The organism is Stenotrophomonas sp. YJH_SMC_16 (assembly GCF_059367875.1).
In genome coordinates this window covers 373,336-397,421 of record NZ_JCAFRH010000002.1, presented here as the reverse complement: position 1 = coordinate 397,421, position 24,086 = coordinate 373,336, and the positions used below count along the sequence as shown (strand labels likewise).

At 68.0% G+C, this 24,086-nt stretch carries 12 protein-coding genes; 9 read left to right on the top strand and 3 right to left on the bottom strand.

Translation table 11 applies throughout. The features are described 5' to 3' along the window. The first annotated feature begins 3 nt into the window (after positions 1–3). The 8 genes from gspK to AC5P6E_RS06475 all read left to right on the top strand — a co-directional run bounded on the left by gspK (position 4) and on the right by AC5P6E_RS06475 (position 21,667). On the top strand, positions 4–909 hold the full coding sequence (gene gspK, locus AC5P6E_RS06510) for a type II secretion system minor pseudopilin GspK (protein WP_043452008.1): 906 nt from the start codon (positions 4–6) through the stop codon (positions 907–909). Continuing rightward, positions 906–2,069: a type II secretion system protein GspL gene (gspL, locus tag AC5P6E_RS06505; RefSeq protein WP_495230793.1), complete on the top strand. Its 1,164-nt coding sequence runs from the start codon at positions 906–908 to the stop codon at positions 2,067–2,069. Before gspK ends, gspL begins: the two co-directional genes overlap by 4 nt. After that, positions 2,066–2,593 (top strand): type II secretion system protein M, encoded by a 528-nt coding sequence (locus tag AC5P6E_RS06500; RefSeq protein WP_019337770.1) that lies wholly within the window; start codon positions 2,066–2,068, stop codon positions 2,591–2,593. Before gspL ends, AC5P6E_RS06500 begins: the two co-directional genes overlap by 4 nt. Beyond that, complete coding sequence (gene gspD / locus AC5P6E_RS06495; RefSeq protein WP_495230792.1) at positions 2,590–4,971, top strand: type II secretion system secretin GspD; 2,382 nt, start codon at positions 2,590–2,592, stop codon at positions 4,969–4,971. Before AC5P6E_RS06500 ends, gspD begins: the two co-directional genes overlap by 4 nt. Continuing rightward, complete coding sequence (gspE, locus tag AC5P6E_RS06490) at positions 4,968–6,401, top strand: type II secretion system ATPase GspE (RefSeq protein WP_395136085.1); 1,434 nt, start codon at positions 4,968–4,970, stop codon at positions 6,399–6,401. The genes gspD and gspE overlap by 4 nt, the downstream gene beginning before the upstream one ends. A 7-nt stretch (positions 6,402–6,408) precedes the next feature. Continuing rightward, entirely contained in the window at positions 6,409–7,608 is a 1,200-nt protein-coding gene (gene gspF / locus AC5P6E_RS06485; RefSeq protein ID WP_495230791.1) for a type II secretion system inner membrane protein GspF, read from the top strand. Between the two features lie 271 nt (positions 7,609–7,879). Further along, a complete protein-coding gene (locus tag AC5P6E_RS06480; protein WP_495230790.1) occupies positions 7,880–9,070 on the top strand; it encodes a substrate-binding domain-containing protein in 1,191 nt (396 codons plus the stop codon). 204 nt (positions 9,071–9,274) lie between these two features. Next, positions 9,275–21,667, top strand: coding sequence for a filamentous hemagglutinin family protein (locus AC5P6E_RS06475; RefSeq protein ID WP_495230789.1), 12,393 nt, complete (start codon positions 9,275–9,277; stop codon positions 21,665–21,667). Between the two features lie 344 nt (positions 21,668–22,011). Here AC5P6E_RS06475 and AC5P6E_RS06470 read toward each other — a convergent pair whose 3' ends face one another. Genes AC5P6E_RS06470 through gspH form a run of 3 tightly spaced genes read right to left on the bottom strand, consistent with a single transcriptional unit; the run spans position 22,012 to position 23,428 of the window. Further along, a complete protein-coding gene (locus tag AC5P6E_RS06470; protein WP_019337766.1) occupies positions 22,012–22,626 on the bottom strand; it encodes a prepilin-type N-terminal cleavage/methylation domain-containing protein in 615 nt (204 codons plus the stop codon). Then, positions 22,623–22,985: a type II secretion system minor pseudopilin GspI gene (gene gspI / locus AC5P6E_RS06465; RefSeq protein ID WP_010485344.1), complete on the bottom strand. Its 363-nt coding sequence runs from the start codon at positions 22,983–22,985 to the stop codon at positions 22,623–22,625. Before gspI ends, AC5P6E_RS06470 begins: the two co-directional genes overlap by 4 nt. Next, positions 22,982–23,428 carry a type II secretion system minor pseudopilin GspH gene (gene gspH / locus AC5P6E_RS06460; protein ID WP_010485346.1) on the bottom strand — a complete coding sequence of 149 codons (447 nt, stop codon included), beginning with the start codon at positions 23,426–23,428 and terminating at the stop codon, positions 22,982–22,984. The genes gspI and gspH overlap by 4 nt, the downstream gene beginning before the upstream one ends. A 115-nt stretch (positions 23,429–23,543) precedes the next feature. On the opposite strand from gspH, the gene AC5P6E_RS06455 reads away from it, so the two are divergent. Further along, on the top strand, positions 23,544–23,993 hold the full coding sequence (locus tag AC5P6E_RS06455) for a general secretion pathway protein (protein ID WP_019337764.1): 450 nt from the start codon (positions 23,544–23,546) through the stop codon (positions 23,991–23,993). Positions 23,994–24,086: the final 93 nt, after the last annotated feature.

Genomic DNA, 24,086 nt, shown 5'->3' with positions numbered 1-24,086 from the left:
CTGATGACAGCCCGGACGCGTTCGGTCTCGTGCACCCGCCAGCGTGGCATGGCGGTGATCGTCGCCCTGCTTGTGGTGGCACTGGTGGCGGTGATTGCCACGGCACTGCTGACCCGGCAGTCGGCCCAGTTGCGTGCGCTGCGTGGTGACCAGCTACGCGCGCAGGTGCGCATGGCGGTGGACGCAACGCTGGAGCGTGCGGCGCAGCAGCTGCGTGAGGATGTAAAGGAACAGCTGACCACGGTGCGCAGCGGGCGCTGGGCGCGCCCGTTGGAACTGCAGGCGCCGTTGCCGGTGCAGCTGCAACTGGTCGATGCGCAGTCGATGTTCAACCTGCGCAACCTGCTGGCACATGGCAGGCCGGACCCCGAGGCGCGGCGCGCGTTCATCGCGTTGTGTGCTGCACAGGGGCTGGGCCAGGGTGCCTGCGCATCCGCGGCGGACCACATCCAGGCGCGCCTGCGCGACGGTGACATCCAGGCACAGGCCCCACTGCCGCGCGAATCACTGATCGCGCAGGCACTGGCCGGTGCCGATCCGGTGGCACTGCAGGCGCTGGCGCGACGCACCGTGGTGCTGCCGGCGCAGACCCTGGTCAACGCCAATACCAGCGACCTGAGCGTTCTGCAGGCGGTGACGCCTGCGGTCGAGCCCGCACGGCTGCAGGCGCTGCTCGGTGAGCGCGACGGCGGTCATTGGCTGCTCAACCGCGGCGACATCGCCAATCGACTTCAACTGAGCAACGAACAGATGGCCGTGCTTCCCCTGGGTATCCATAGCGAGTGGTTCATGGCAGTCGGCCAGGTGCAGGCTGACGGCAGCGCGGTTGATTTTCGCGCGCTGCTCTGGCGCGAGTACCGCGACGATGGCGTGCGTGTGCAACGCGTGTGGACGAGGATCGGCGCATGACCGTGCAGCTTCGGGTGCGCTTGCCGGCGCTTGAGCGTCTGCGCGCCGACAGCGCGGTGGACTGGGCGCAGCTGCACAAGGGCGAGGTGCTGGCTCACGGCCGCGACACGCTGGCGGCGCTGGGCCTGCGCCATCCGCAGGCTGCGGTGCATGCCTGCCTCGATCCGAACGACCTGATCCTGCTGGAACTGCAGTTGCCACCGTTGTCCGGGCGCCGTCTGCAGTCGGCGCTGCAGGGTGAGGTGGAGGCGATGCTGCTGGATGACCTGCAGGAGGTAGCGCTGGCCCACGGTGTGCAGGCGACGGACGGCACGGTTCCTGTGGCCTGGCTGGGCCAGCAGGCGCTCCTGCAGGCGCAGCAGCTGCTGGCTTCGTGTGCACTGCGGTTGCAGGCGCTGTATCCGACGCCGCTGCTGCTGCCCTGGCAGGACGGTCATGCCACGCTGCAGGCCAGCGGCGAGCACCTGCTGGTACGCAGCGGGCGCGACCGGGGTTTCGTTCAATGGTATGGCGGACGTGATGCCTGTGCGGTGATGCATGCGTTGGCAGTGCGCCTGCAACAGGCCGGCATGCAGGCCGTGCAGTGGATCGATGGTGTGCCGCCCACGTGGCCGGACAGCCTGCCGGCCACCGCCATCCCCCATGAACGGCAGGCCTCTGGCCCCTTGCCAGACTGGTCATTGCCGCTGCCCGGGGCGAGCCAGCAAGCGCCGCGGCTTGCGATCGGGCTGGCATTGGCGGCGATGTTGCTGGCCGCGCTCGGTCTGCAGCTGCAGGTCTCGCGGTGGCGAAGTGAGGGCGAGGCCCTGCAACAGGACATGGCACGCCAGTTCAGCGCACGCTTCCCGGAGGTCACCGATGTGGTGGACCCGGTGTTGCAGGCGAGGCGAGCACTTGCGGTGCCACCGCCGGCGCCGCCATTGCCGCCGCTGCAGCGCCAGGTTGCCAGCACGCTGCAGGCGGTCCCGGAGCTGGCGGGGCAGGTGCGCAGCCTGCATTACCAACCGGGCCAGCTGGACATGGAGCTGGATGCCGATGCCCAGGCATTGGCCGATGATCCACAGCGACTTGAACGCTGGCAGCAGGCGGTGCGGGCGCAGGGCCTGCAGCTGGCGCGCGAAGCCGGTGGACGCCTGCGGGTGAACGGGGCTGGACAGTGACCACCCGAACCTTGCGACTGGGCGAGGGACTGGCAGGCCTGCAGCAACGCTGGCAACGCCTGCCACCGCGCGAGCGGCTGATGCTGTGGGTGATGGTGGTGGCGCTGCTCGCGGCGGGTCTGTGGATGTTGTGGCTGGAGCCGCTGCTGAAGCAGCGCACGCACTGGCAGGCCGAGCTGCCGCGGCTGCAGGCACAGGCGCGTGTACTGGCACCACTGCTGCAGGCACGCGAGCGCCAGCAGCAGACGCAGGGGCAGCGCCCGACGATGGCCGGGTTGCGTGATGGAATCAAGTCAGCCGGCCTCGCCGACGGACTGCATATCGAAGCGCGCGACGGGCGTTGGCACCTGCAGGTGCACGCGGTGCCCGCTGACGCGCTGTGGAACTGGCTGCTGCCCGTGCTGGCCGATCCGGCCATCGAACTGCAGCAGCTGCAACTGACACGCACAGGGGATGCGAACATGCCGGCGGCGCGGATTTCCGGAAACATCGTGATGGCGCTCAACGTGGGTGCCCATCCATGAGGGCGATGCGCAGCCTTGCCTGCAGTACCGCACTGGCCTTGATCGTGTGCATGGCCCACGCACCGGCGTCGGTGCTGGCGCAGGACGCCCGCGATGAGCCGGTGCAGTTGAACCTGGTCGACACCGATATCGGTGGCGTGTTGCGCATGGCCGCACGCTTCACCGGCCGCCAGTTCCTGGTCGACCCACGGGTGACCGGCAAGATGACAGTGGTTTCCGATGGCCCGGTCAGCCGTACCCAGGCCTACCAGTTGCTGCTGGGCGCACTGCGCATGCGTGGCTTCGCCGTGGTAGAGAACGGCGGCGTCAGCCGGGTGGTGCCGCAGGCCGATGCCAAGCTGTTGGGAGGACGCGTCGGCACTGGTGGTGCCAGCGGTGAGGTGACCACCCGCACCTTCGCGCTGCGCTACGAGAACGCAGCGGCGCTGGTGGCGGTGCTGCGTCCGATGATCAGTCCGGACAATCCGATCACCGCCAATCCAGGCAACAACACCCTGGTGATCACCGACTACGCCGACAACCTGGAGCGCATCGCACGGGTGATCGCCAGCGTCGATACACCGGCCGGCATGGATACCGATGTGGTGAAGCTGCAGCAGGGGATTGCCGTTGACGTCGCGGCGATGGTCGCGCCGCTGCTGGATGCGCAGGGCGCCGAGCCCACCCAGAAGGTGGTGGTGATGGCTGACCCGCGCAGCAACAGCGTGCTGCTGCGTTCCAGCAGCCCCGGGCGCACCCGCCTGGCGCGTCAGCTGGTGGAGAAGCTGGACCGCGCGCAGGACGAGTCCGGCAACCTGCATGTGGTCTACCTGCGCAATGCCCAGGCCAACCAGCTGGCCGGTGTGCTGCGTGGCGTGGTGGCCGGGCAGAGCGATGCACCAGCGATGGGCAGCAATGAAGGCATCACGCCACTGCCGGGTGACGCCAATCGTTCCCCGCCAACGCAGCCGTCGCAGCCACAGCAGGCCAAGACCGGAGGCAATGCGCTGGAATCGCAGCGCCTGGACCCGAGCCGCCGTGACCCGATCGATGCGGGAAGCACCGGCTTCAGCCAGAACGGCATCTCGGTGCAGGCGGACGTGGCCACCAATACCCTGCTGATCTCGGCACCGGAGCCGGTGTACCGCAACCTGCGGCGTGTGATCGACCAGCTCGACCAGCGCCGTGCACAGGTGCTGGTGGAAAGCCTGATCGTGGAGGTCAACCAGACCGACGCGGCTGAGCTGGGCGTGCAGTGGATGCTGGGCAATGGACGCACCTTTGGTGGCACCCACTTCGGTGGTGCCACCGGCGGCAGCGGGCTCAATACCGGCGCGCGTACCACGCTGGACGTGCTGCCCAAGGATGGCCTGAAGATCGGCGTGATCGACGGCACCATCAACCTGCCCGGTGTCGGCCAGATCCTCAACATGAAAGCGCTGGCCAACGCGCTGCAGAGCAAGGGCGGCGCCAACATCCTGTCCACGCCGAACCTGATGACGCTGGACAACGAGGCAGCCAGCATCATGGTCGGCCAGACCGTGCCGTTCGTCAGCGGCCGCTACGTCACCGACGGCGGTGGTGGCAGCAACAACCCGTTCCAGACCATCGTGCGCGAGGACGTGGGCCTGAAGCTGCGGGTGCGCCCGCAGATTTCCGAGGGCGGCACGGTGAAGCTGGACATCTACCAGGAAGTCAGCAGCATCGACGCGCAGAGTGCCAACAGTGCCGCCGGCATCATCACCAACAAGCGTGCGCTGGATACCAGCGTGCTGCTGGACGATGGCCAGATCATGGTCCTGGGTGGCCTGCTGGAGGACAACGTCAGCCACGGTCGTGATGCGGTGCCGGGGCTGGGCAAGCTGCCGGTGCTGGGGGCGCTGTTCCGCAGTGATACGCGCAAGCGCTCCAAGACCAACCTGATGGTGTTCCTGCGCCCGCACGTGGTGCGTGACCCCGCCGCCGGCCAGCGTTTGACCCGCGACCGCTACGACTACATGCGCAATGCGCAGGCCGGTGCGCAACCCGTGCAGAGCTGGGCGTTGCCGGCGCTGTCGGCACCGCAGTTGCCGCCGCAGGACCTGTCTGTGCTCGGCCAGGGCAATGCGCGCGATGGCCAGGGCCAGCCGTTGCAGAACACCAGCCTGGCAGCGCTGTATCCGGCCGGTGACGGCGATGCTCAGCTGGTGCAGTTCGCACAGGGGCTGGACCCGGCGCGTGCCAGCCAGGGCGTGGCGCAGGTGCGGGCACTGGGCTTGCAGGCCTATGCCGAAGCGATGCCGGGCGAGAGCGGGCAGCGCCTGCGCGTGCGATTGCCGCGCGATCCGGCGACGCTGGACCCGGCATTGCAGCAGCTGCGCGGGCTGGGCTACACGCCGGAACTGGTGATTGGGCCGTGAGCGCCGCCGCGCCGCTGCCGTACGCCTGGGTGCGCAGCCATGGCGTGATGCTGTCCGAGGCCGGCGGCGAGCCGGTGCTGCTGGGCACCGCCGACACCGCGGCGTGGGCCGTGGCCGAGCTGCGCCGCCGGCATGGACCGCTGCCGTTCCAGACACTGGATGCCGCGACCTGGCAGCAGCGGTTGGGTGAGCAGTACCGTGACGGCGGTGATGCCGCTGCCGTGGTCGGTGCCGCCGAAAGCGAAGTCGATCTGGACCGGCTGATGCAGGACATGCCGGAGGTCACCGATCTGCTGGATGCGCAGGACGATGCGCCGGTGATCCGCATGATCAACGCGCTGCTGGCACAGGCTGCACGCGATGGCGCCAGCGATCTGCACATCGAGCCGTTCGAGACCCATTCGGTGGTGCGCTACCGCGTGGACGGCACCCTGCGCGACATGGTGCAGCCCCGGCGCGCGCTGCACGCGGCGCTGGTGTCGCGCATCAAGATCATGGCGCACCTGGATATTGCCGAGAAGCGCCTGCCACAGGACGGGCGCATCGCGATCCGCGTGGGCGGGCGGCCGCTGGATATCCGTGTCTCCACGGTGCCGACGGGGCATGGTGAGCGTGCTGTGCTGCGCCTGCTGGAGAAGGATGCCGGCCGGCTGCAGCTGCAGCGACTCGGCATGGCCGATGACACCCTGGCCACGTTTACCGGGTTGATCCGGCAGCCGCACGGCATCGTGCTGGTCACCGGGCCGACCGGCAGCGGCAAGACCACGTCGCTGTACGCCGCACTGGGCCAGCTCGACAGCAGCACCAGCAACATCCTCACCGTGGAAGACCCGGTGGAGTACGACTTCGCCGGCATCGGCCAGATCCAGGTCAACGCGCGCATCGGCATGAGCTTTGGCACCGCGCTGCGCGCGATTCTGCGTCAGGATCCGGACACCATCATGATCGGTGAGATCCGCGACCTGGAGACCGCACAGATTGCGGTGCAGTCATCGCTGACCGGCCATGGCGTGCTGGCGTCCCTGCACACCAACGACGCGATCTCGGCGGTGACCCGCCTGGCCGATATGGGCGTGGAGCCGTTCCTGCTGGCTTCGTCGCTGCGCGGCGTGCTGGCGCAGCGGCTGGTGCGGCGGCTGTGCACGCAATGCCGGCGTGCCGAGGTGGATGGCGACGGCCGTACCGTGTGGCGCGCGGTGGGCTGCGCGGCCTGCGCCAACAGCGGCTATCGGGGGCGAACCGGCATCCACGAGCTGTTCGTGGTGGACGATCGCGTGCGTGCGCTGATCCATGAAGGGCAGGGCGAGCCCGCCCTCCGCGAGGCGGCGGGGCGTGCCGGCATGCGGACCTTGCGCCAGGACGGCCAGCGTTGGGTCGACAGCGGGGTGACCACGCTGGAAGAGATCCTGCGCGTCACCGGCGACGACTGAGGTCTGCATGGCACTGTTCGACTACCAGGCTGCCAACGCGCAGGGCCGCATCGAGAAGGGCCAGCTGGACGCCGACAGCCCGCGCGGAGCGCGCCAGCTGCTGCGCGGGCGCGGTCTGACCCCCGTGCAAGTGAGTGCGGCGCGCAGTGCCGGCAGTGGTTGGGGCGCTCGGCGGCTGTCCGCCAGCGAGCTGGCCTGGGCCACGCGCCAGCTGGCCAGTCTGCTGGCCGCCAGCCTGCCGTTGGAAGGCGCATTGAGTGCGGTGATCGAGCAGGCCGAGCGCCCGCACGTGGCCCAGGCACTCACCGCGGTACGCGCCGACGTGCGTGCCGGCCAGCGCCTGACCGTGGCATTGGCCGCGCGGCCGCGCGATTTCCCACCGATTTATCGGGCACTGGTGGGGGCAGGTGAAGACTCCGGCGACCTGGCGCGAGTGATGGAGCGCCTGGCCGACTACATCGAAGAACGCAATGCGCTGCAGGCCAAGGTGCTGACCGCCTTCATCTACCCGGCGGCGATCAGCCTGGTATCGGTGGCGATCGTGATTTTCCTGCTCAGCTACGTGGTGCCGCAGGTGGTGACCGCGTTCGTGCAGGCGCGGCAGACGCTGCCGATGCTGACCCAGGTGATGCTGGCGGCCAGCGCCTTCGTGCGCAGCTGGGGCGTGTGGGTGGGTCTCGGCATCGCTGCGCTGGTGGTGGCGTGGCGGCTGGCGCTGCGCCGGCCCGAGCTGCGCCTGCGCTGGGATGCGCTGTTGCTGAGGGTGCCGATGATCGGGCGCTTCGTGCTGGGGGTGAACAGTGCGCGCTTCGCCTCGACACTGGCGATCCTGCTGGATGCGGGCGTGCCGCTGCTGCGCGCGCTCGAAGCTGCCCGGCAGACGCTGAGCAATGCACTGCTGGCGCGCTGTGCCGATGATGTGTCCGCACGCGTGCGCGAAGGTGCGGCGCTTGGCTCTGCGCTGAAGGTGCAGAAGGTGTATCCGCCGATCCTGGTGCATCTGGTAGCCAGTGGCGAGAAGACCGGCGCATTGGCACCACTGCTGGATCGCGCGGCACAGACGATCTCGCGCGAGATCGAGCGCCGCGCGATGGCACTGACCGCGTTGCTGGAGCCGACCATGATCCTGGTGATGGGCGGCGTGGTGCTGACCATCGTGCTGGCGGTGCTGATGCCGATCATGGAGATGAATCAGCTGGTGCAGTAGATCCACGCCATGCGTGGATGGATCAACCGACGCGCGACATGGGCGGCACATCCACGCATGGCGTGGATCTACTGACAGCTGGATTCCTCCACACAATCCTCCACACCTTTTTCTGATCTTCCACAGGTTTCTTAAGCGGCCTGTCATCGGCGCGGACCAGCATGGACACGTCGCCGCAGAGCGGGCTGGGAGGCCCTCGGCGGCAGCAGGCGTGTAGTGACCGTTCCTCCCTTGGTGTTTCCCTTCGCAGTAAACCCTTCAGGAGAAGATCATGAACAAGTACAAGACCCTGGCCGCGCTGGTTGCCACCGCGCTGCTGGCCACTGCCGGTGCCGCTTCGGCCCAGACCGCCGTCACTGGCGGCGGCGCCTCGCTGCCGGCCGACCTCTACAAGGGTTCGGCTGACAGCATCCTGCCGGCCAACTTCAGCTACGCCGTGACCGGCTCGGGTACCGGCAAGAAGGCCTTCCTGGAAAACAACTCGGCGCTGTTCTCCACCACCGGTACCGTGCACTTCGCCGGTAGCGATTCGGTGCTGAGCAGCACCGAGCTGAACACCTACAACAGCACCTACAACGTGTCCGGCGATGCCAACCGCTACGGCGCCCTGGTGCAGATCCCGTCGGTAGCCACCTCGGTCACGATTCCGTTCAACAAGGCCGGTTCGGCCGTTGACCTGTCGGTGACCCAGATCTGCGGCATCTTCTCCGGCAAGATCACCAGCTGGTCGAGCATCGACAGCGCCCGCAGCGGTGCCATCCAGGTGGTCTACCGTGGCGAGAGCAGCGGTACCACCGAGCTGCTGGCCCGCTTCCTGACCAGCGCCTGCAAGCCGGCCGACGTCTCCGGTACCGCGCTGAAGCTGACCAATGGCGTGCCGGCTTTCTCGGTGCAGTCGACCTTCGCCAACCTGTTCACCACGGTTCCGTCGAACTTCGTCGCTGCCCCGGCCACCGGCGGCACCTCGGTGTACAACGCCGTGTACGCTGCCGATGGCCGCATCGGCTACGTCGGCCCGGACGTGATCCCGAGCCTGACCGACGCCACCAAGGTCGCCAAGGTCAAGGGTTTCTCGCCGGACGAAGTGAGCGTGCAGGCGACCTTGGAAACCGTCGCTCCGCCGACCGATGCCGCCGCTGAGAACCCGGCCAACTGGGTGCCGGTGTTCGGCAACCCGAACGCGGGCTACCCGATCGCGGGCTACACCAACTTCGTGTTCGGCCAGTGCTACAAGAACGGCACCGTGGGCGCCAACATCCGCGGCTTCCTGACCCGCCACTACGGCAGCACGGTGATCAACGGCGTGGAGCAGGGCCCGTACGACGCCGCCATCCGCGCGCACAAGTTCATCCCGCTGACCAAGGCCTGGCGTGATGCGATCCGCACCCGCTTTGCGACCGCCACCAACGCCGGGGCCGTGAACAACCCCAGCACCTGCTCGGGCATCGGCCGTCCGCTGTAACTGCGATTGCTTTGGTAGTTGCAGGAAACGTACAAGGGCGCCGGCAGCAATGCCGGCGCCTTCTGCGTATGTCCGCTGCATGACAGTGATGCGCCTGTCGCCTTCACGCCGCCGCCACCGTCTATGAGGTGCAGGGCGTGCCTGGCGCAGGCCCATCCGTACACGCCGCCGCCAGCGCGGCCCATCAGGTTGACGAGGTCCCCGATGTCGCACCCGCATTCGCCCACCGCCCGTTTCCCTGCTGCCCTGTGGCGCAGCCACCCGATGGCCTGGGCCGTCGCAGTGGCCCTGGGCAGCGTGGTGGCTCCGGCCACTCAGGCCCAACAGGCGTTCAGCCCCGGCTGGTTCGCCGAGCGCGGTGCGGCGCAGGGCGCGGCCGCACAGAGCGGGCGCATGCCCAATGGTGTGCCGATCCAGTTCCAGCTACCCGTGCAGCAGCAGGATGCGGCACGGCAGAAGCTGCAGCAGTCGATCGACAACCTTGGTACGGCCGCGCAGGCCATCGCCCTGCAGCAGCGCCTGCAGGAACAGGCACGGCAGGCGCGCCGCGAGGCGGGATTCGTAGTGGCCGATGGCCTGGGCAAGGATGGCCTGAAGGTTGACGAGAATCCGTTGACGCGTGGCTGGATCAATGCGCGCGACGCGATCCAGTCGCAGGCGGCCGACGGGCGGGTGCTGGTCAACATCGAGCAGACCGCCGACCAGGCGATCCTGAACTGGGAAACCTTCAACATTGGTGGCAACACCACACTGAATTTCCTGCAGAACCCCGACTGGGCCGTGTTGAACCGGGTCAATGATCCCGCCGCAAGGCCCAGCCAGATCCTTGGCCAGCTGAAGGCCAATGGCACGGTGTTCGTGGCCAACCGCAACGGTGTGGTGTTCGGCAACAACAGCCAGGTCAATGTCCGCAATCTGGTGGCAGCGGCCGCACGCATCAGCGATGCGCAGTTCCGCGAGCAGGGCCTGTACAGTGCCGACGCGAACACCTCGGCGCTGACCGACGCCGTGGGCAAGGTCATGGTCGAACGCGGTGCGCGCATCACCACGCACGAACCGACCACGGCTACACGGGGCGGCGGTTATGTGCTGCTGGCTGGCCACAGCGTGGAAAACGCGGGCCAGATTGAAACCCGCAAGGGACAGACCCAGCTGGCCGCCGGTGACAGTTTCGTGATCCGTCGCGGCGTGGGAACCGCCCAGAACACCGCGTCCACCACCCGCGGCAATGAGATTGCCCCGCGCTTCGTCGCTGACAGCACGGCGGGCAGTGTTCGCAACAGTGGTCTGATCCAGGCGCGCGAAGGCGATGTCACGCTGGCCGGCCGCACCGTCGAGCAGGCCGGCGTTGCGGTTGCGACCACCACGTTGAACCAGCGCGGTACGGTGCACCTGTTGAACTCGGCGTCCGATGCGGCCGGCAGCGTGACCCTGGCCGCCGGCTCGACCACGGCAGTACTGCTGGAAGACGATGGCAAGAGCACGGCGCTGGACAGCCAGCGCAACGCGCTCATCAAGGAATCGGCCGAGCAGGACAAGCTGCGCGGTTCCAGCAACAGTGGCACCTTCGACAATCTCTCGCGCCTGCAGGACCGCCGTGAGCAATCCCGCATCGAAGTCGTCTCCGGCGGCGATGTGAACTTCCAGGCCGGTTCGCTGGCGGTGGCCACCGGCGGCCAGGTGATCGCCGACGCCAGCCGGCGCAGCTATCTGGATGATGGCGCGCGCGTGGACGTCTCCGGTGCGGTGGGTGTGCAGGTGGCGATGGAAAGCAACAACGTCAAGGTGAAGGTGCAGGGCAATGAGTTGCGCGATTCGCCGGACAACCGTGACAGCGGCAAGCTGATCAGCAGCGAGGTGTGGATCGACCGCCGCCAGTTGACCGAAGTTGCCGCCGGTACCGGCGGTTATGAAGGCACGCGCTGGTATGCCGGCGGCGGCCTGCTGGAAGTGGGTGGCTACCTGGACAATCAGGGGCATTCGATCAGCGAATGGGCGGCGCAGGGCGGCACCGTCCAGCTGGCAGGCAAGGAAGTGGTCAGCCACGCCGGTTCGCGCATCAATCTGGCCGGTGGGAGCCTGGATGTGCAGTCCGGCGTGGTGCAGCAGAGCTGGCTGCGGGGCCGCGACGGGCAGTTGTACCGGCTTGATGATGCACCGGCCGAGATGCTGTACGACGGTCTGTACCAGGGCTATGAAGTGAAGCAGGAACGGTGGGGGATGACCGAATCGTTCCGCAATCCGCTGGTGGCACCCACCCAGCGTTTCGACAATGGCTATACCGTGGGACGCGATGCTGGCCGCCTGTTGATCTCGGCGCCCACGGCCGTTCTGCAGGGCCAGGTGGATACGGTGGCCTTCCAGGGCGCACAGCAGACGCGCCGGCCCGATCAGGAGCAGGAGGGCTACGCGCAGGCACAGACGGCGGCGGCCCGCAACGCCCAGCTCTGGCTCGGGCGTTTTGACAACACCGGGCGCAGCGCGGTGTTCGACTCGAATGTCCGCATTGGAGCGCTCCAGGCCGACACCCGGCCGTGGACGCTGCAGGCGCCAGTCGGGGAAGCACAGCGCAATACCGTGTGGCTGGACAGTGAGGTGCTGAGCGCCCAGCGATGGGGGCAGGTGGACCTCGCTTCGGCCGGTCGTATCGACCTCGATGGCACGCTCAGGTTGCAGGAGGGCGGCCGGCTTGGACTCACCGCAAGCCGCGTCAACTTTGGTGGAACGGTGCAGATTGCCGGCGGGCAGGTGGAAGCCGGAAATCTGCTTGCGGCGCTTGGCGGGCCCACGGCATTGCTGACGTCCGGACGTGGTGCGGTGGATGTTGCGGCTGGCGCACGGATCGATCTTGGCGGCGGTTGGGGCAACGCGCTTGCTGCGCCGGATGGCGGTCCCGCACAGGCGTGGATCGACGGCGGACAGGTGCGCTTCAACAGCAGCCACGATATCCATGTGGGCGAGCGGGCCGCGATTCTGGTCGATGGCGGCGGCGCGATCGATGCCAGTGGCAAGGGGCGCGTAGGCAAGGGTGGCAGTGTCAGCCTGCTCGCGGCCAGCACCGAGGTTGGCACTGACGGCAGCGGACGGATCCGTATCGGCGAGGACGCACGCTTCAGCGCGCTCGGCAATGGCAGCGGCAACTTCACGTTGGCAACCGGCGGTGTGGTGTCCATCGGCGCGCCTGGCACGGATGCATCGGCGGCGTCGCTGCGACTGCAGCCAGCACTGTTCAGGAGTGGGTTTGCCGGCTATGACATCGCCGGTCACAACGGATTGACGGTTGAAGAAGGTACCCGGCTGCAGGTGGAACGACCGGCGCTGCGGCTGGCCGAAGGCGCACAGCAGGCACTGACCCGCGAGCTGGGCGTGCAGGCCTGGACGCCGTCGCTGTATGAGGCCGATCCGAGCAGCGGGCGTGTGTCGCAGCGCGGCGGTGCGCGCCTGACACTGCGCGCCGGGCATCTGCTGTCCACGGCCGATCTGCGCGTTGGCAAGGGCGCCAGGATCGAGGTCGACCCGGGCCAGTCGATCGAACTGTTCAGCGCCGGCAACGTGAAGGTGGCCGGCAACCTGAAGGCGGCCGGCGGCCGCATCCGCCTGGACGAGGCATTCGATCCGTCGGGCGTACGCGGCGATGCACGCCGCGAGCGCCAGTGGACGATCGCCGATGGCGCACTGCTTGACGTGAGCGGCGATAGCGTTTCCCTGCCCGACGCGCGCCGGACATTGCGCGGACAGGTGCGCAAGGGTGGAACGATCGAGATCGGGGGGGCGCTGGACTGGGAAGACCAGGACAACGTACGCCACCTGCCGCCCGATACCTTCGTGGTGGTGGAGCGCGGTGCGCGGCTGGACGCGTCCGGTGCTTCGGCGCTGCTGGACATTGATGGCAGCGGGCGCACCCGGGTGGACAGCGATGGCGGCAGCATCGTGCTGCGCGCGGGCAATGCGCTGTACCTGCAGGGCGAACTGGACGCAGCAGCGGGCGGCGACGGCGCGCGCGGCGGCACCCTCGGTGTTGCCTTTGGGGGCGGCACCTACGGCAGAACGGCAGTGGGCAAGGACGTGCTGGCGCCGCGGGTGATCTCGCTGACCCAGCACGCCGCGCAGACGGCGGACCTGCCTGCACGCCTTGAGTACGGCCATGCGGCACTCTCGGTGGAGCAGATCGAGGCCGGTGGTTTCGATCATCTGGCCCTGTTCGGCGACTTCCGCGCCCAGGGAGATGTCAATCTGCGCATGGACCAGAGCCTGCGCATCCATGGCATGAATGAGCGCGCCCTGGGGTTTGCGGAAGGCAACAGCGAGGGCAGCCGCCTGTTGCTGAGCGCGCCCTACGTGCGCCTTGCGCAGGGACGCTGGTGGCAGCCGGCGGGGGAGGGCACGCTGCGGCCGGTCGAGGCGCGGTTCGACGAAGGGAAGCAACATCGTTTCGATGTGAAGGCGAACCTGATCGACCTGCGCGACGTTAGCTGGCTGGCGGGCTTCGACCATGTCAACCTGGACAGCCGTGGCGACATCCGCCTGCTGGCACCGGGAGCCAGCAGCGCCCAGGAAACTTCGTTATCGTCCCCGGGTTCGATCGATATCAGTGCAGCCCGTCTGTACCCGGCGGCCCGGGCGCGCGGGCGCATCGTCGCTGGCGTTGCGGACATCGGTCCGTCGGGACAGCCTGCCTGGCAGAACCCGGAGGCTGTATTGCGCATCCACGGCGTTGGCAGTGCCACGCAACCGGCACCGGATTCGGCATTCGGCCGCCTGGAACTGGTCGCGGCGACGGTGGTGCAGGGCGGCAACGTGCAGGCGCCGTGGGGCCGCGTCCAACTGGGTGGCGGTGAAAGAAGCACCAATCGCGCCAGCCGCGTCGACCTGCTGGGTGGCAGCGTGACCTCGATCAGTGGCGCCGGCCTGGCGCTTCCGTTTGGCGGTACCGTGGACGGTGTGACATGGCGCCGGAACGGCGCCGAGTTCGATGTGCTGGTTCCTGGATCGATCGATGCCCCGATCGGTGTGGACATCGTCGCCAACGCCTTCAACGGTGCCGCAGGCAGCATCGTGGATGTCTCCGGCGGAGGTGAGTTGACCGGCGCTGCGTTCGTCGCCGGGCGCGGTGGCTCGGTCGATGTCCTGCGGCATTCGTTGGCGGATGCCAATCCACGCTATGGCTTCAGTCGCGCGGGCAATGCGGTCTACGCAATCGTGCCGGGCCGAGCGGACGTGCAGGCACCGCTGGCGACCGGTGACGGCAGCGTCGATCCCCGTGTCGGCCAGGAGATCGTCATTCCGGACGGCGTGCCTGGACTCCCGGCGGGAACCTACACGTTGCTGCCGGCGAACTACGCATTGCAGAAGGGCGCATTCCGCGTCGAGATCGGCGCCGAGAGCGCGCTGGGCAACGTCTCGCCGGTGGCGACCGGCACCGGCTCCTGGCGCATCAGCGGGCACCGCGCGCAGGGCCTGGGCGGGGCGGTGTCGCCGTTGCTCACCGACCTGGTGCTGACACCAGCGGAGGCGGTTCGCCGCCACGCCGGCTACAACGAAACATCCTACAACGCGTTCGTGCACGGCGTGGCCGAGCGGCGTGGCGAAGCGCTGCGCTGGCGGACGGTGGATGCCGGGAGCCTCAACCTGGTGTTCGGTGAAGGCGCAGGACGGTCGGGTACCCCGGCGGCAACCTTCCTCGGCCTGTCCCGCTTTGGCGCCGGCAGCAGTGACGGGCTCGGCGGCACGCTCTCGGTCAATCTGCGTGTCTCCAATGGTGCAACGCTGGAGATCGCCAGCGAGGGCGCCGATGCCGCCAGCGGGCGCGGCGCTACCGTCTCCGATACCACGCTCAATGCATTCCGTCCGGTAACGATGCTGATCGGCGGCACGCTGCGGCGCGATGCAACCACCTATGCGCTGGAGGGCGGCGCACAGCACATCGTGGTGCGCAACGGCGTCAACCTGACGGCGCAGGAAGTGCTGCTGTCGGCCGCGTTCGGAGGCAGGGGTATCCTGGTCGAGCAGGGCGTTTCGATCGACACCCTGTCCCAGTCGGGCCCGTCGAGCGTGGCGCAGCCCACGGCGCCCTACCTGGTCGCGGGCGGCCTGCTTGCCGTGTCCAACCAGCGCCTGACGGCGCTCAGTGCACAGGGCGGAAGTGCCGGCGGGCCGGTAGCGATCGACATCGGCGGTTGCGAGGCGGACTGCAGTGGGCAGACCCGCTTGCTGTCGGCGGGCAGCATCAACGTGGTCACCGACGGCGCCTTGAACATGGGTGACTCGCTGAGCTATGGCACGCGCCAGCTCGGCCTGGGCATGTCCGCACTCAACCTGGGCAGCACCGAGGCCATTGCGATGGCGTCGGCGGCCGGCGGCCTGCCCACGGGCATGACCATGAACCAGGAGGTGCTGCAGCGGTTGCTGCGCGGAAACACCGCCATCGGCGCTCCCGCACTGGAGGCGCTCAGCCTGACCGCGCGTGATGCCATCAACGTGTTCGGCAGTGTCGACCTGGATACGCGCGATGGCGCGACCGGTCGCAGCAGCCTGCGCAATCTGGTGCTGGGTGCGCCGGCCATCCACGGCTATGCTGCCGCCACCGACCGCGCGCGCATCTTCGCCGACACGCTGGTCTGGGATGGGACATTGGCCGGCACCGACCTGCCCGGCGGCGAGCTGGCACAACCGCCCGGCGAGGCGATGGTGGGCCGGCTCGGCCAAGGGCAGCTGGAGATCAATACACGGGTGCTGGAACTGGGGCGTGCGCCGTTCACCCGCCCCAACTCGTCTGTGGCGGCCGGTCGCCAGGTGCTCGGCTTTGCCGGCGTTACCCTGGCAGCGTCGGGCCGCATGCTGTTCTCGGGCAAGGGCAGCCTCGATGTGTTCCAGCAGCAGGGCGACTATCTGCCAGGCAGCGGCTGGCAGTTCAGTGGCGGCGCGCTGGACATCGTCACTCCGCTGCTGACCGGTGATGCCGGTGCGCAGCTGGCAATCCGCAATGGCGGTACGGTGCAGCTGCGCGGCGCCGCGGCGACCGCGGGCAGCGATGCGTTGGGTGCCGAGTTGTCCATCACGGCCGAACGCGTTGTGATCGACAGCAGGGTGGCGTTGGCGTCCGGCAGGTTCGAGGCCAACGCACGCCAGGGCGTGGTGCTTGGCAGCAATGCAGTGCTGGACATGGCAGGGCGCAAGGTCAGCCTGTTCGACGTGGACAAGTACAGCTGGGGCGGTGACGTGGCGCTGTCGAGCCGCGAAGGTGACATCGTTGCCGACGCGGCGTCGCGGATCGATCTTTCCGCCCGCAACAACCGCGGCGGCCGCTTGACCGTTGCTGCGCTGGGCCCGCAGGGCGGCCGTGTCGATCTGGCAGGTTCGTTGCTTGGCGGTGCCAGCGGCCGCTACGACGCCGGTGGCACCGAAGTGCCCTATGACGGTGGCGAAGTGGTGGTGCGCGCACGCCAGTTGCAGGACTTCTCCGGGTTCAATACACGGCTTACCGCCGGTGGTATTACCGGTGGCCGGACCTTCCAGTTGAGCGAAGGCGACCTGGTGATCGGCGATGAGGTGAAGGCCCGCAACGTTGATATCAGCGTCGATGGCGGCAGCCTGCAGGTCAATGGCCGCGTTGATGCCAGTGGCGAACAGGTCGGCAGCATCCGCCTGTCCGCCCGCGACGTGCTGCGTATCGATGGCACATTGGACGCGCATGGCAGCGCCTTGCGCGTGGACAGCTACGGCAAGATCATCGACAGCCCGAACCGGGCCATGATCGAACTGACCTCGGCCAACGGCAGCCTGCAGCTGGGTGCGGCTGCCTCGATGGACCTGCGCGCCGGCACGTCGGTGGCCACCGGTAGCGGGCCGGGCCAGAACGACGGCCGCGCACGCGGCAGCGTCAAGCTCAACGTGCCCCGCGTGGGCAGCAACGATGCAGCGATCGAGGTGGCCAGCGGCATCCGCATCGCCGGTGCCGGCGACGTGCAGGTCAACGCCTTCCGCAGCTATGATTCGGCGCCTTTGGCCAGCGCTCCGGACGTGCATGGCCATCGTCCGCAGGTGATCAACCAGCAATGGTTGGATAGGGTGGTGGATCCGGACAACAGCCAATGGATGAACGCCGCGCTGGCCAATACCGGATTGCAGCAGCGCATCTCCGCACTGGGCAGCTATCGCCTGCGCCCCGGTGTGCAGATCATGGCGCGAACCAGCAGTGACAACCCGCGCGGTGATCTGATCGTGGCCGGCGATATCGATCTGTCCGGCTACCGCTACGGACCGCAGTCGAACCGGGCCGATCCTGCGCGCCGTGGCTTCGGTGAGTCGGCCGCGCTGGTACTGCGTGCCGAGGGCGACGTCAATGTCTACGGCAGCATCAACGATGGGTTCGCGCCACCGCCTGCCAATCCCGATGAAGACGGCTGGGTGTTGCTGGAAGGACGCAGTACGGGTTCACCGAACACCGCGTTTGGCGGTGACCTGATCGTGCCGGGCGAGGGTGTCCAGCTCCAGGGCGGCACCGAGTTCCGCGCCGGTGCCACGCTGAATTATGCGCTGCCCTTCGAGGCGGTAACCCTGCCGGCCGGAACCGTGCTACCGGCGGAGATGGTGTTGTCCGGGCCGCTGCTGCTGCCGGCCGGTACCGTGCTGGGCGCGGTAGTGACCACAGACAGCGGACAGGTGATGGTGGCCGGCACCGTGCTGGCACAGGCGCTGGCGTTGCAGTCCGGTGCCCGACTGGGTGCCGGTTTCCGCCTGCGCACGCCGGCGCCGTTGGCCGCACAGGTGTGGCCGGCCGGCGTCGCCCTGCCCATGGCGATGAAGCTTTCAGGCGCGCTGAACCTGCATGCCGGTGCGATCATCCCGTCGATGACCAAGGTGGAGCTGCCAGGCGATGCACCGGTGAAGCTGCGGGCGGCCGATGCCAGCGGACGCCAGGGCCGCAACTGGGCGCTGGCGGCCATGCTGCCCGAAGGCACCACCTCGTGGGACCTGACCGCGGTGGCCGGTGCTGATACGACCGCCGCCGATTCGCGTACCCGGCGCTGGGGGAGTGACGGCAGCATCGTGCTGGCCGACAGCCACTACAGCACCATCGGTACGGTGACCACGACGACGGAATGGAAGGGCGACCGCGTGATCACCGTGGATGGCTCGCTGGATCTATGGGGCGATGAGTCGTGGGTCGGAAAACCCGTAGCGGATCTCGCTCGGGAGCTTGGCATGACCGAGAGCGATGTCTGTGATTCCGGACCCTACTGCGGTCCGGCCCCGCGCCTGGTCGACAAGGAAGGCTCGCTGGCATGGTGGGGCGATGAATCGTGGGTCGGCCGCCCGGCTACGGAGCTCGGGGCCGAGATGGGCATGTCGGAGGAAGAAATCTGCGCGGCGATGGGCTACTGCTATGGCGGCGGCACGTTGACTGAAGTCACGACCTATGGCAAGCGTCTGGGTGCACCGGCCTGGAGCGTCCTGCGCACCGGCAAGGGTGACCTGGCGCTGCTGGCCGCGCAGGATGTGCGCATGAAGTCCGGTTTCGGTGTGTACACCGCAGGTGCGCCGACGGCGCTGGGTGATGGCCGTGACACGCAGTTCACCCCGGGGCGGGCCCCAGTGCCCAGGAACACCGCGCTGCTGGGCCCGGTCCAGGCGTCCGGCCGCTACGATGCCGCCATCGCCACTTACCAGGCGTGGTATCCCGACCAGGGTGGCAATCTGCACGTGCAAGCGGGCCGCGATATCACCGGTGATACCTGGAGCGCGCGCGCAGAGGCGGGCACGCCGCAGCGCGACCAGGCCGGGCATTCCAGCGCCGCGGTGGGCAACTGGTTGTGGCGCCAGGGATCGGGCACGACTGCTGGTGTAGTGCAGAGCGCAACCAGCTGGTGGATCAATTTCGGTACCTACAGCACGGTGGGCCCTGAGCTGGATGCGACGCCTCGCCTGGTCGGCTTTACCGGTTTCGGTACGCTGGGCGGCGGTAATCTGTCCTTGGAAGCAGGCCGCCACTCGGGCGTGATCGCGCCGATGGGCAATGCTCTGGGATTGTTGACGGCGCCCCATTCCAGCGCGATCGTCGCGGCGGTCGGGTCGACCGGACGGGTCAGCAACGGTGAATTGCATCTGACGGGGGGCGGAGACCTGACGCTGCGAAGCGGCGGAGCGGTCAACCCCGGCCTGCGCGCAAGCGCGCAGCAGCCCGAAGGTTTCCAGCAGGATCTGGATCTCAACGGCACCGTGACCAATCTACGCGGCAGCACGCTGCTGCAGGCGGCGCGCATCGGCGGTCTCAGCGCGATACAAAGCAGCTACGGCACGTTGGGCCTGCACAATCCGTTCGTGGCCGACGCACCCGTTGCGATGGCCGGGCCGGTGCTGGCGCTGGGCGATTCCACCGCCCAGGTGCAGGCGCGCGGCGATGTGGTACTGGGTAGTGCCGCCGATCCCGGCCGGGTTCCCGTGGCCAATTTCAACGATATCCTGCTGGAAGGGGGCGGTCACGCGTCGGGCACAAGCTGGTTCTCGCTGTGGACGCCGCGCACCGCGCTCGACCTGTTCTCCGCAGGCGGAAATCTTTCGCCGGGCCTGGTTGGCACGCAGCACACGACCGGCAGCAACCAGGGTAGGGAGGTGATCAGGATCAACCCCAGCAATGGCGATGCCTATCTCAACTACTGGTTGTATCCCTCCCGGTTCACGGCCATCGCGGCCTCCGGGAACATCAATCTCGCCAGTCTGCGCAGTGGCAGCGTGCCCGATGCCCAGGACGTCATCGTGCTGGCGCCCTCGGCGTCGGGTCGGCTGGAGGTATTGGCGGGAGGATCGATCCTGGCTACCGACCGGGCCACTCAGATTGTGCGCTCAAGCAGTGATGCCCGTGTCCCCGGCCCATTCAATCCCGGCTTCATCGCGCAAGGCCCCGGAAACGCGGGAACCGTGCGCAGCAATGTACCCGCGGACGGGAACGGCGCCAGTCCTGGCACTACGCTGCCGTACTTTGCCTTCGGTCCCAATACCGCGCTCGGCGTGCTGTTGCCAACCACACCGACCGTGGCCAGCCGGTTCTATGCAGTGGCCGGCGATATCATCGGGCTGGGAAGCGGCGACAGGCGGCAACTGTCGCGCAATGCCGAGAACGGCGCGCGTACCGTATTCGACTGGTACGAAGCGGGCTCGGCGGTACAGCTGCGCGCCGGTCGCGATGTGATCGGCGCGGATGTCACCGCGCTCAACACCAGCGGTACCGATATCAGCGGGATCGAAGCGGGCCGGGACATCATCCGCAGCAACCTGACGGTTGCCGGCCCCGGCAACGTCGAAGTGAGTGCGGGCCGGCAGCTGCGCCAGGAAGAGGCCGGAAGCATCGTGAGCCTGGGCGGCGTCGTGCAAGGCGATGCCCGTCCCGGCGCCAGCATCGCAGTGACTGCCGGCAACCAGGGCATTGATTTCGATGCACTGCGCACGCACTACCTGGATCCGGCCAACCTCGCCGATTCCTCGCAGTCGTTGGCTGCGCAGCCGGGCAAGGCGGTGAAGATCTACGACAAGGAGTTGAGGGAGTGGCTGCAGCAGCGCTTCGGTCTGGCGGTTGATGGCGCCGAGGCCCTGGCAGCATTCGACCGGCTGCCGAAGGAACAGCAGCGCATCTTCCTGCGCCAGGTCTACTACGCCGAACTGCGTGAAGGTGGCCGCGAGTACACCGATGCCGAAGGTCCGCGTTTCGGTTCTTACCTGCGCGGCCGCGAGGCCATCGCCACGCTGATGCCGGACAAGGATGCGACGGGGGCGACGATCCAGCGCACCGGCGACATCCTGATGTACGGAGGCTCCGGCGTGCGTACCGAAGCCGGCGGCAACATCGAGCTGATGGCGCCGGGCGGACAGATCGTGGTGGGTGTGCAGGGCGTGGTGCCGCCGGCCAGTGCCGGGCTGGTGACCCAGGGGCAGGGTGACATCCGTCTGTTCAGCCAGGACAGCGTTCTGCTGGGGCTGTCTCGGGTGATGACAACGTTCGGCGGAGACATCCTGGCCTGGTCGGAGCAGGGTGACATCAACGCCGGTCGTGGTTCGCAGACCACGTTGTTGTACACGCCACCGCGTCGCGTCTATGACGGCTGGGGCAACGTGATCCTGTCGCCGCAGGCCCCGGCCAGTGGTGCAGGTATCGCAACGTTGAACCCCATTGCCGAAGTACGACCGGGCGACGTCGACCTGATCGCGCCGCTGGGCACCATCGATGCGGGCGAGGCTGGCATCCGCGTCTCGGGCAACATCAACCTGGCCGCGCTGCAGGTGCTCAATGCCGCCAACATCCAGGTACAGGGTGAAAGCAAGGGCCTGCCCGTGCTGGCCACGGTGAACGTCAACGCGCTGGCCTCGGCCAGTGCAGCAGCCAACAGCGCCAGCCAAGCGGCACAGGATGTGATGCGCAAGAGCCAGGATGATGCGCGGCGCAACCAGCCTTCGGTGATCAGTGTGCAGATCCTCGGCTTCGGCAGCGGCACCAGCAGCATCAACCCGCCGGCGCGTGGCAATACTGCCAACGCTGGCTATGACGCCAACAGTGCCTTCCAGTTCCCGCAGGCAAGTCGCGACGAGGGCACGCAGCGCCGGTAGGCCTCTTGCAAGCGTGCCGACCAACGGTCGGCACCAAGGTAGATCCACGCCTTGCGTGGATGCGATCGGGCCGGAAGAACGGACAGCATCGGGCCAGCCGCCACGGAGCGGTGGCGGCCCCAGCCAGGACGGCACGGAGGGCAGGGAGCGGCCATCAGCGGTGAGGACCACCGACACAACGCCGCCGGGTGCAGGAGAGTGCCCGGCGGCAGGCGGGGGGATCCATGCAATGCGCGGATTCCGGAGCCAACAACAATGCCGACCAACGGTCGGCACCCACCAAGGCACGGTCGGCACCCACCGTAGATCCACGCCGTGCGTGGATGCCTTGCCTGGGAAGAATCCTAAAGCTCCAGCACCCGCCGGTAACTCAGCGGCCCACGCCCATCGCGCAGGCCCAACCGCAGTTCAAGTCCGGTGGCCGGCATTACCTCGCCTTCGCTCGGCAACACGGCCCATCCCGTTCCTGGCTGCCAGGCCCGCACCTCGAACCGCTGTACCTCGCGCGCCACGGCAATGCCCTTCGACAGATCCGGCGCCGGCAGGGGATACCGATCCGTCGCTGCGCCGCTGGCCCGCCAAAGCGTACTTCCCTGCCGCCACCAGCGCACCCGCTGCCAGCGCAGCCCATCGCTGCCGACACTGCGGGTGATCTCCAGCGCGAAGCTCCCATCCGGATGCCGCTCGCTCACCAGCGAAGGCGGCAGCAGCCGCTGCGGTTGATCGGCCGGCCGCACTGCACCATTCATCAACGCATCGTCTGCGCGCATTTCGATATCACGCTGGAACTGCTGCAGCACGCGCAGCGCCGTCGTGGTCTCGGCATCGGCCTGGCGCAGGCGCTGGTCGCTGTTGGCCACGCTGTCGAGCGCCCGCCAGCAGATCAGTGCCAGTACGCCCATGATGGTGATCGCAATCATCACCTCGATCAGGGTGAAGCCGCGGACGGCGCGCCTCATTGCGCCGCCGTCCATGGCAACTGCATCCGCGCCAGCGACTGCCGAGGAGCGTCCTCGGCAACCACACTCAGTTCCACCTGCGGCTGGCCATCGTTGCCCGTGCCCAGATGCTGAAGCACCAGGAAGCTGCTGCGCCCCTGCACACAGCGTTGCCGGGCATCCTGCGGTGCCTGTCCGCTCAGGCGCAGTTCCTGCCAGCGATCCTGCGCACACAACAGTGCCAGGCGACGATCACGCAGCCGTGACTGATCGTCGGTCGCCACTGCCACCGAGCGCATCACCGCCGCCAGTGCAATCGATACGATCGCCAATGCGATCAGCACTTCGATCAGGGTGAATCCGCGCGCCGCCTGCTTCATTGCACGACCTGCAACTGTCCGCTGCCATCATCACGAAGGCGCAGTTTGCGACCCTCCAGCGACAATCCAAGCTCCCAGGCGATACCGATCCACTCCGGGCTCAGCTCAATGGGGTTGGCGGGCTGCACCGCAATGCCCGTTGCCTGCCACTTCTGCGGACGCAGCAGATCATCGTGTTCAACGGTCACCCAACCGCTGCCTTCGCGGCGGCTGAAACGATAGCCGTTGGCGTCGGCCTGCCAACGCAGGGGGCGGCCATCGATGCGCGCCTCATCGCGCGCCACCTGCAGGCGCTGCGCCAACCGCTCGGCTTCCTGCCGCAGCTGCCGGCCCGGGTCGAGCAGGCTGCCCAGGCCCAGCCCGATTCCGGCCGTGCAGATGCCGATGATCACCAGCACCACCATCAGTTCCAGCAGGGTGAAACCACGCGGCACGCGCTGCATCGACGTTGCCTCCTGTCCGGGTCGATAGCTGCCAGCGTAGGCCGGCATGATGAAACAAAAGCGTCAGCCACAGCTGCTAGCGTGGGCGGACACGAACGTGGCGGTGGTGCGGAACATGGATGGCAGGCGCTGGGATCGCAATCGCATACTGACCCTGCTGGCGGCGACGCTGCTGCTGGCCGTGGTGGCCTATTGGGGTGTCACCCTGTCTGCCGTGGCGCCAGCGGCCGCGGCCAGCGAGGCGAAGGCCGTGGCGCCGGTACGGCCGATGTTCGATGCAGTGGCTAGCCTGCCGCTGGTGCGGCTGCTGTCCCCCGGTGCAGTGCAGACCGAGGTGGTGGTGCTGGGCGTGATGGCCGGTGACCATGCGCCATTGGCCCTGCTCTCGGTGGATGGACGCCCGGCGGAAGCGTATGCGCCCGGCCAACGGCTCGGACCTTGCACGGTGCTGGCCAGCATCAGTGCCAGCGCGGTGGAACTGAACCAGGCCGGGCAATCGCGCAGCCTGCCGGTGCCCGAGCTGCCGCCCGTGCCGAGCGATGGCATCGTGCCGGCCGCACTGTAGAGCCGAGCCTACGCTCGGCTGCGCCTGCAAGAACAGTCGAGCATGGCTCGACGCTACAGAATCCTGCCGGGCTGGGGCTTTGCACCGCGACTG

Bases quoted from the DNA above. Each gene is read 5' to 3' on its own strand.
- gspK (WP_043452008.1), top strand. From the start codon at position 4: ATGACAGCCCGGACGCGTTCGGTCTCGTGCACCCGCCAGCGTGGCATG.
- gspL (WP_495230793.1), top strand. From the start codon at position 906: ATGACCGTGCAGCTTCGGGTGCGCTTGCCGGCGCTTGAGCGTCTGCGC.
- gspD (WP_495230792.1), top strand. From the start codon at position 2,590: ATGAGGGCGATGCGCAGCCTTGCCTGCAGTACCGCACTGGCCTTGATC.
- gspF (WP_495230791.1), top strand. From the start codon at position 6,409: ATGGCACTGTTCGACTACCAGGCTGCCAACGCGCAGGGCCGCATCGAG.
- AC5P6E_RS06480 (WP_495230790.1), top strand. From the start codon at position 7,880: ATGAACAAGTACAAGACCCTGGCCGCGCTGGTTGCCACCGCGCTGCTG.
- AC5P6E_RS06475 (WP_495230789.1), top strand. From the start codon at position 9,275: ATGTCGCACCCGCATTCGCCCACCGCCCGTTTCCCTGCTGCCCTGTGG.
- AC5P6E_RS06470 (WP_019337766.1), bottom strand. From the start codon at position 22,626: ATGAGGCGCGCCGTCCGCGGCTTCACCCTGATCGAGGTGATGATTGCG.
- gspI (WP_010485344.1), bottom strand. From the start codon at position 22,985: ATGAAGCAGGCGGCGCGCGGATTCACCCTGATCGAAGTGCTGATCGCA.
- gspH (WP_010485346.1), bottom strand. From the start codon at position 23,428: ATGCAGCGCGTGCCGCGTGGTTTCACCCTGCTGGAACTGATGGTGGTG.
- AC5P6E_RS06455 (WP_019337764.1), top strand. From the start codon at position 23,544: ATGGATGGCAGGCGCTGGGATCGCAATCGCATACTGACCCTGCTGGCG.